The 8,165-nt window shown below is 61.7% G+C and carries 7 protein-coding genes and 2 pseudogenes; 7 read left to right on the forward strand and 2 right to left on the reverse strand.

The features are described 5' to 3' along the window. The first annotated feature begins 193 nt into the window (after positions 1–193). From AWB68_RS40575 to AWB68_RS40585, 3 genes and pseudogenes are all read left to right on the forward strand, one after another. Positions 194–1,066 (forward strand): hypothetical protein, encoded by an 873-nt coding sequence (locus AWB68_RS40575; protein WP_087649809.1) that lies wholly within the window; start codon positions 194–196, stop codon positions 1,064–1,066. Between the two features lie 400 nt (positions 1,067–1,466). Beyond that, positions 1,467–2,625, forward strand: a pseudogene (locus AWB68_RS40580) (PDDEXK nuclease domain-containing protein). Positions 2,626–2,939: 314 nt separating this feature from the next. Then, entirely contained in the window at positions 2,940–3,215 is a 276-nt protein-coding gene (locus AWB68_RS40585; RefSeq protein WP_087649810.1) for an HU family DNA-binding protein, read from the forward strand. 28 nt (positions 3,216–3,243) lie between these two features. Here the strand turns inward: AWB68_RS40585 and AWB68_RS40590 are convergent, their stop codons facing one another. Further along, complete coding sequence (locus AWB68_RS40590) at positions 3,244–3,405, reverse strand: hypothetical protein (RefSeq protein ID WP_235028781.1); 162 nt, start codon at positions 3,403–3,405, stop codon at positions 3,244–3,246. 292 nt (positions 3,406–3,697) lie between these two features. Here AWB68_RS40590 and AWB68_RS49120 point away from each other — a divergent pair, with 292 nt between their 5' ends. The 3 genes from AWB68_RS49120 (at position 3,698) to AWB68_RS40605 (ending at position 6,287) form a co-directional block, all read left to right on the forward strand. Then, positions 3,698–3,925: a hypothetical protein gene (locus AWB68_RS49120; RefSeq protein WP_200828935.1), complete on the forward strand. Its 228-nt coding sequence runs from the start codon at positions 3,698–3,700 to the stop codon at positions 3,923–3,925. A 266-nt stretch (positions 3,926–4,191) separates the two neighbouring features. Next, the gene (locus tag AWB68_RS40600) at positions 4,192–5,070 is read left to right on the forward strand and encodes a tyrosine-type recombinase/integrase (protein ID WP_087649813.1); all 879 of its coding nucleotides are present in this window, start codon (positions 4,192–4,194) and stop codon (positions 5,068–5,070) included. Positions 5,071–5,078: 8 nt separating this feature from the next. Beyond that, positions 5,079–6,287, forward strand: coding sequence for an IS91 family transposase (locus AWB68_RS40605; protein WP_087649814.1), 1,209 nt, complete (start codon positions 5,079–5,081; stop codon positions 6,285–6,287). Positions 6,288–6,687: 400 nt separating this feature from the next. On the opposite strand, the gene AWB68_RS40610 is transcribed toward AWB68_RS40605, so the two are convergent. After that, positions 6,688–7,914 carry an ISL3 family transposase gene (locus AWB68_RS40610; protein ID WP_087649815.1) on the reverse strand — a complete coding sequence of 409 codons (1,227 nt, stop codon included), beginning with the start codon at positions 7,912–7,914 and terminating at the stop codon, positions 6,688–6,690. A 171-nt stretch (positions 7,915–8,085) separates the two neighbouring features. Here AWB68_RS40610 and AWB68_RS50190 point away from each other — a divergent pair. Further along, positions 8,086–8,165, forward strand: a pseudogene (locus tag AWB68_RS50190) (tyrosine-type recombinase/integrase); the annotation flags it as partial.

Consider the following 8,165-nt stretch of genomic DNA (forward strand, 5'->3'; position numbering starts at 1 on the left):
AATTGACGGCGGCGGAATTGACGGCGGTGGCATATCGGAGCGCTTTGAGCGGTCTGTGAGGGGCAATCGTTGCCAATCAAAGCCGCACGCATCGCGATTCCAGGGGGACATCAGCCGCGTCCCGCCTGTACCGATCCGATGAAGTGAGCTACGCTGCCGTGACTTGATCGATCCACTTTTCGGTGTGGCCACCATGCAGCTCGATATCTTCGCTGACAGTCGCGATGTGATGCTTCGCAACGATGTCCTCGATGCGCTTCTTGAGAGCAACGCCAGTGCCGCGCGACTCGCCTGGAGAAAGTTGCACGACGACTATCCGGACGACGAGACCCTGGCCGCACTCGACGGCTTGATCGGCGAGCTTGGCGAGGACGCGGCGCCACCTTTTGCGGATCATCAGGCGATGGACGCATGCTGCCGCCGGCTGAATGCCGAGATTGAGCCGGCCGCTCGGCGGCTATTCGGCGAAGCCAAGGCCCACGCGTGGCTCGCACCGTGTTGGCGCGCACGTGCGCGGCGCGCGGCTGCGTTGCCGTTCTGCGCTGACGCGAGCGACCACCATGCCGTAGCGTTGTGGCTACGTGCGGGTGACTGGACGGCCGCCCGCAATGCGGTCGAACACATCGAGGCGTGGCGTCGTATTCCGGCGCCGCTTGCCTGGATGGCGGAGGTGCGCTACCGCGCCGACGGACTGGAAGTGGCGTGGGCACTGCTGACCGAACTTGCATGGCTATCGCCACGACGCTTTGCCGACCTGCTGACGCGCCTCAACGACGCATCGTTGGATGCACTGCGTCGGCGATTCGATGCGCAGTTCGACGGCGCGGGAGGTCTCGCCGATCTGGCGTGGTTTCCAGCGTGGCTGCTGATCGAAAAACCGTGTCTGGCCCCGTCGCTGCGCACCGCGCAGCCTTCGCGCCACACGTCGCCGGAACGGGCGACGCGATTATTGCTCCAGATTCTGGATTTGGAGCGACGCGGGAGCCAGCCGGAACTGGTCGAGCGGCGCAAGGCGCTGCGGAGTCTGCACGACGGGCTGTACGCCGCCTATATGAAAACGCGTTAAGCGCCGTGGCTGAGTTGGATCGCGTAGGGTGTCCGAGTCTTACTGCGGAAACGCGTCCACTTTTGTTTCGTCAGGCAGGGGCGAACATGCCGGTCTCTGGTAGGGTATTTGTCGATAGACGGCTGTTTCCGGTAAGGTGTCGCCGTTGCCTTCCCCTAACCGCACTAGGCTTATGCGAATGGTGGAGTGACCGAGAGGCCGGGCGCTTATCGCAGAAGGTCGACTCCCCATTTGTCGTCCGCTTGCTGATGCCCGCGACAAGACTCGGGACGGCTGCGGGCGACACTAAACGGCAGCTCGCTTGGGCGCCGTTTTTGCCTTGTCGTGCAGCGCCGGGGACCGACGCGCGCTGGACGGCACCAATCTGTAAGCGAACCAACGACGCGGGCGCGTCTGGACTATGACTAGCATTGCATTAAAAAACGCAGAGTATCTAGGGGTTCACAATGATATCGTCGCGCTGCTCGAGCGCGGACGACGGGCAGTGGCGCGCAGCGTTAACGCGCTGATGACTGGAACCTATTGGCAGATCGGCCGACGCATTGTTGAGTTTGAGCAGGGCGGCCAGAATCGGGCGGCTTATGGGCAGGCGCTGCTCGGTCGCCTGTCCGCCGACTTAACCGGTCAGTTCGGTCGGGGATTCGGGGTCGATAATCTCGAATTGATGCGACTGTTTTACCAGACCTACCCGTTCGAGACGATTTCCGAATCACTGATTCGGAAATCGGCCAGCAAAGGCGAGCGCTCGAAATCCGAATCAGTAATTCGGAATTTGGACCCCGAAACCGTGGCGGCTGCCTTCCCGCTTTCCTGGACGCACTACATTCATCTCATGCGCCGCACCCGGTCGGTTGAGGAGCGGGCCTTCTACGAAGCGGAGGCGTTGCGCGGCGGATGGAGCGTACGCCAACTTGATCGCCAGATCAGTAGCCAGTTTCATACGCGCGCGATGCTCTCGAAAAATAAGCGTGCAATGGTGGAGAAGGGGAGCAAAGTGCTGCCTGCCGACCTCGTGACACCTGAGGAAGCCATCAAGGATCCTTACGTCCTTGAGTTCCTCAACTTGAAAGACGAGTATTCCGGAATCTCAGTTAGAGGACGCACTGGTTCACCGACTCGAAGACTTCTTGCTTGAACTCGGGGGCGATTTCACATTTGTCGGCCGTCAGCGACGGCTGCGTATTGGCGAGACCTGGTTTCGGGTGGATTTGCTGTTCTTTCACCGGCGTCTGCGCTGCCTGGTAATCATTGATCTGAAGCTTACCGAACTCAACCACGCCGACGTCGGACAGATGCACATGTACTGCAATTACGCGCGTGAGCACTGGACCTTGCCTGGAGAAAATCCTCCCGTTGGATTGATCCTGTGTGCTCGCAACAATGCAGCCGTCGCCCGATACGCACTCGAAGGTTTGCCGAACAAAGTGCTCGCAGCTGAATACCACATGGTTCTGCCGGATGAGAAGCTTTTGGCGGAGGAATTGGCGAAGACGCGTCGGGAGTGGGAAGCGACGCACAGTAGGTCCGTCATCCCCAACAGCGATGCCATGGACGAGTGAGACGGCCGCAGACTCATGGGTAGGACGTCCCTTTCCGGTACTCGCCGTACATCGCGTGACACCTTGATGACGACAGTAGGTCTGCACTGAGCATGCGGACACACGGTCGAGGGCTGTCTGCGTGGCGATCCGAGGGGCTCGAGTTCGGGGTACGCTCGACTCGGTCAGGAACGAGTCGGTGGGCTTTGCGCGTAGTCGCGACCACAAAGCCTCGCACCGTCAACAGCGCGCCGTTTTGCGCGCGAGCGGCTTTCCGGTAAGGTAGCGTGCGCTGAGTGCACTCGGCCCAGATTTAACCTTCGCAAGGAACTCACATGAACAAGCAGGAACTGATCGACGCGGTCGCATCGGACGTCGGCATCAGCAAGAGCGCGGCAGCCGAGACAATAAACGCTGTGCTAGACGCCGTGTCCAAAGCGGTCGCTGGCGGCGATAGTGTTCAGTTGATCGGCTTTGGCACGTTCGCCACGGGCGAGCGGTCTGCGCGCACGGGCCGCAATCCGCAGACGGGCGAGCCGATCGAGATCGCCGCCGCCAAAACGGTGAAGTTCGCCGCCGGCAAGGCGTTCAAGGACGCCGTGAATCGGTAAGCCTGCGGGATCGGCAAAGCCAGCCTGGCTAGAAAAGCTGGCCGTCGAGCGGCAGCAGATTGATCCACTTGACGGCGGTGCGGCGCTCACGGCCATCGACGTGAATCGAGCGAATCATCACGCGCTGTCCGCGTGCTTCGCCGAGTACTTCGGCGATGCGGTCCTGATAGCGCACGAGTGTGCCGCGCATTGGTTTGCGCTTGATGCGGCCGCGACCGAGGGAGGCAGACATAGATGTGGGCGGAAGGAATGCGATGACGTCATTATGCCCAAGTACGCCCGGATCGCTGCTCGGCCCTTTGTCTCCCAGCACAAAAACGTTCCACGTTCGAATGTGCCGAGTCTAGGAAGAAACTCACACGTTCACGGCAGAGGCGTCTCCATCCGGACGGACATCCGTGTTGGTGATCCCATTATCGGATAGCAAGGCAAGCGTCTCGTGTAAAGTGGCGCACGCCGATATAAAGGCTCAGGCGCCGAAGATGGTCATAAAGGACGACTGGCGTGTGATCGATGGCGAGGCGGCAACTCCGCGCGGTGGATCAACCACTGTTGCGGATCGAACTGCGAGGCGTGGCAGCAGGGAAGGGAGAGAGAAGCTGGAAACAAAGGCGCGGGCGCTGGCGACATGCGAAGTGGAAGGCGTTGCCGAAGGACAAAAGCAATGGCGCGACCAGCCCGACCTGATGGCCTTCCTCCGAACACTGTAGCCGAATAATATGTGCTGTTCGATTTCAGCAAAGACGCTGCCTTGGCCTCGTTGGCAATCGAGCAGTACATATTTTTTACCACACCATACTCATGACAGTACTAAACCGCTGACGCGGTAGTGGGAGGGAAGCGGAGGTCAGTGCCTGGCGTTCGGTCAGGACGGTTGCCGGATGCCGGGCCACGGGAGAGGGACGAGCAGGCGGCCAGGAGCAGCATGGAGGGGCCCGACCGGGCATTGCCATCCACTGTTCCCAGGAGGTCCGCCATGACACTGCTCCGCCAACGCATGCTGCACGACATGCTGATCCGGAACCTGGCAGAGAACACCCAGAAGTCGTATCTGCTGCAGGTTTCGAGTTTTGCCCGGCATTTCCGCCGCTCGCCTGAACTGCTCGGCCCCGAGGAGATCCGGGCCTGGCTCGTCCATCTCCGCGAAGAGCGCCAGCTGGCACCCGCCAGTCTCAGCCCGGCGATCGGCGCACTGCGCTTCCTCTACCGCGTGACGCTCAAGCGACCCTGGAGCGACGAGGATTTCCCATTGCCCAGGAAGCCAGTCCGGCTCCCCGTCATTCTCAGCCTGGAGGAGATCACCACCTTCTTCGACTCCATCCCCAGCCTGAAGCATCGGACCATCCTGATGACCGCGTACGCCGCCGGGCTGCGGGTGTCGGAAGTCGTGCACCTGAAGATCACCGATATCGACAGCCAGCGCATGGTGATCCGTGTGAACCAGGGGAAAAACCGTAAGGATCGCTACGTAATGCTCTCGCCGCGTCTGCTCGAGGTCCTCAGAACGTACTGGCAAGACGCTCATCCCCGCGACTGGCTGTTTCCGGGTGATATTCCTGGACACCCCATCACGCGAACCGCCGTCGCGCGAATCTGCGCTCTCGCACGCCAACGTTGTGGCATCCAGAAGCCAATAACACCGCATTCCTTGAGGCATGCGTTCGCAACTCATCTGCTGGAAGCCGGTACTGATGTGCGCAGGATCCAGCTGCTCATGGGCCATAGGTCCCTTGCGACCACTTCGCGATACTTACGAATCGCAACCAGCACCGTGTGCGCCACCGAGAGTCCCTTCGATCTGCTGCCGCACCCCGCACCCATTCCATCCCCACCACCTGCGCCCGAGTACTTCTGAAGCCGGCGATGCGCCCGGCGCTCGAGGTGGCGGACCTCTTCCGCCGCTGCGGCCCGCAATACCGGCAGACGCATGCCGACGGGCTCAGTCGTGTCCAGCGGCGCGTGATGAGCGCCATCGAACTGTGTCGCACCGCCGCGCTCGGCGGACATGTCGAGCAGTGCGATGCGTGCGGCCATCAGCGCATCGCCTACGACTCATGTCGCAATCGCCACTGTCCGAAGTGCCAGTCCCTCGCCCGCGCACACTGGCTCGAGCGCCGGCACGCCGAACTGCTCCCCAAGGTTGAGTATTTCCATGTGGTCTTCACGCTGCCCGAGCCCATCGCCGCACTCGCGTACCAGAACAAGAAGACGCTCTACGACATGCTGTTTCGCACCAGCGCACAGACGTTGCGCACGATCGCCGCCGATCCCAAACACCTGGGCGCGGAGATCGGCTTCATCACGATCCTGCACACGTGGGGGCAGAACCTGCTGCATCATCCGCATGTGCATTGTGTCGTGCCGGGCGGCGGCATTGCCCCGGACGGCGAACGCTGGATCGCCTGCCGGCCCGGCTTCTTTCTACCGGTACGGGTGCTCTCGCGCCTGTTTCGCCGCCTGTTCCTCGAGCAGTTGCGCCGCGCGTTCGACGCCGGCGCGCTGCGCTTCCATGGCCAGTTCGAGCCGCTGCGTGATGCCCGGGCGTTCGCCGCGTGGCTCGCGCCCGCCGCTCACGCGGAGTGGGTCGTCTACGCGAAACCACCGTTTGGCGGCGCCGAACACGTGCTCGATTACCTGGGCCGCTACACCCATCGCGTGGCCATCTCCAATAACCGGCTGCTGAGCTTCGACGGACACGCCGTGCAGTTCCGCTGGAAGGACTACCGGCATGAAGCCCGGCAAAGGACCATGACGCTCACGGCCGACGAGTTCATCCGCCGCTTCCTGCTGCACGTGCTACCTGACGGCTTCAAGCGCATCCGCAGCTACGGGTGGCTCGCCAACCGCCATCGGACGGCCCGCCTCGCCACCTGCCGCCGGCTGCTCGGCGTCGAGCCTGCGGCCGTTGCGTCACCCGCCATCGGGGAAGACTACCGTGACCGTTACCTACGGCTCACCGGCAAATCACTTCGCGATTGCCCCGTGTGCGGCAGGGGCCACATGGTCCGCATCGAAGGCGGTGTGCCTGGCATCCTGCCGCGCGCTCCTCCTGACCCGACCCATGTGCACTAACCAACATCGACCCCCTTCCCGAACACGTTCGCCTTCCCCGATGAGGCCTGCGCGACCGAACTCGTGCCTCCGACTCGCTCTCGCAGCACAATCCCCTGAAACGCCGGGTTACTTGTCCGTTGAAACTCACATTCCCGCCGCGTTCACTCCGCAGGCTTCACGCGATCGCCCTGAACCCGGGTGCGATAGCCACGCGCTGGGCATCCCGAATCACTGCGGCGCCCATTCAATGCCCATAGCTGCCACCGCCCGTGGAGCGGTTTAGCACAAACGATTTTTTATTTACCGCTCGCGGGCCAACCCCGTCGGTCCGGCTCATGCGTCCGAAGCCGCGACCGATAAACAAAAAATCCTCTGCACAATGTCTCGGCTCTTTTGAAAACGGAGTGGGTAACGGCCTTCAGCGGGCATGCGAGTTGAATGCGGAGAAGTCGAGTTTGCCTGCGATGAGAAACAGGACCGTTCGCATGGTTTCGAAGCGAGCGTATCCGCGTGCCTTGCGCTTGGCGGCCTGAAACAGTCCGTTGATGGCTTCGATGAAGCCGTTGGTCTGGCGGGTCTGGGTCCAGGCGACGATGCCGTCGAAGTGTCGGCGAATCAATCGCACCACGTCCTTCATCGGTTCGACCTTCGAGCGCATGACGTTGGTGCACCACTGTTGCAACATCTCGGAGACGACATTGATTTGCTTGCGCTCGAGAATTTCGCGCAGTTGCTCGCGATACAGCCAGGCGCGTGCCGTGCGGCTGGTAGTGTACTGACTGACGAGCGCCTGGAGGTCAGTCAGTTGGGCCAGATTGAGTTTGTTCGCGTCTTTCAGCAGCGTCCAGCGCATGCCTTTAAGTTCCGGGTCGACCTTCTGTTGTTGGCGACGCACTGTATCGAGCGCCTTGGACGCGTGCGCGACGACGTGAAACTTGTCGAAGGTCAGCCGCGCATCGGGCAGATGTTCGTTGACTCCCTTGATGAAAGCCGGCGACATGTCGATGCTGACCGAGCCGACCTGTTCGGGCTTGCCACCGTGTTGGCCCAGATAGGCGGCGAAGCGTTCAATCGTGCTGGCATCCTTGCCGGTCGTCACGAACACGACCCGCCGCGCCTGCATGTCGGCAACCAGTGTCAGATACTCATGACCGCGCCGGTACGAGGTTTCGTCAATCGCCACTGCCGTCACCTCCGACAGGTCCGCCGACGCGAGCGCCAGTTCCACATAGCGCGAGCAGATGGCGTGAACCCGGTGCCACGACAGGTTGACGATGCGCGCCACGGCAGCAAACGGCATCTGCTGAGCGAGCATCAGCACGAGCGCCTCGAACAGCAACGTGAAGCCGCTGAGTTGGCCGACCCAATCAGGTTCCACCAACCGTACCGAGCCGTCCGGCAAGCGCACGCGCGGCACCCGTACTTCCAGATAGCACTCGTGCTGGAAGAAATTCAGATGGCGCAGACGCTTGATTTGCGTGTCGTGCACCGGGTGCTCGCCGGCGACGCTGGCATAACCGAACCGGCTGCCCGCGACGAAGTCCACCGCAATCGTGAGCTGGCGTTTGCCGGCATCAAAGTCGACGCTTTGTACGTACCACGGGGCCTTGATTCCCAGCGCGGCTTCAAACAGTTGGTTCGTCATTGTTCGTTTCGTCTTGCATGGCTGGTTGCAGCATTCTGCCGCAACCAGCCATGACTCAGCTTATCGAATCAGTGCGCCTCAAGGGTTCGCTGCGCCGGGCTTACGCCCGCCCTTGACCCGCCAAACCACCCACTGAGAATTCAAAAGAGGCAATGTCTCCAACGACATTGGAGACACGCGACTGCCATGCACCTACTTCAATCAGGCGTCGACCTGTCGGTCATCGCCTTGTGGCTGGGACACGAAAGCCC

The organism is Caballeronia choica (assembly GCF_001544535.1).
GTDB classification, from domain to species: domain Bacteria; phylum Pseudomonadota; class Gammaproteobacteria; order Burkholderiales; family Burkholderiaceae; genus Caballeronia; species Caballeronia choica.

Coding starts and splice junctions, on each gene's coding strand:
- AWB68_RS40575 (WP_087649809.1), top strand. CDS start 194: ATGCAGCTCGATATCTTCGCTGACAGTCGCGATGTGATGCTTCGCAAC.
- AWB68_RS49120 (WP_200828935.1), top strand. CDS start 3,698: ATGGTCATAAAGGACGACTGGCGTGTGATCGATGGCGAGGCGGCAACT.
- AWB68_RS40585 (WP_087649810.1), top strand. CDS start 2,940: ATGAACAAGCAGGAACTGATCGACGCGGTCGCATCGGACGTCGGCATC.
- AWB68_RS40610 (WP_087649815.1), bottom strand. CDS start 7,914: ATGACGAACCAACTGTTTGAAGCCGCGCTGGGAATCAAGGCCCCGTGG.
- AWB68_RS40605 (WP_087649814.1), top strand. CDS start 5,079: ATGCGCCCGGCGCTCGAGGTGGCGGACCTCTTCCGCCGCTGCGGCCCG.
- AWB68_RS40590 (WP_235028781.1), bottom strand. CDS start 3,405: ATGCGCGGCACACTCGTGCGCTATCAGGACCGCATCGCCGAAGTACTC.
- AWB68_RS40600 (WP_087649813.1), top strand. CDS start 4,192: ATGACACTGCTCCGCCAACGCATGCTGCACGACATGCTGATCCGGAAC.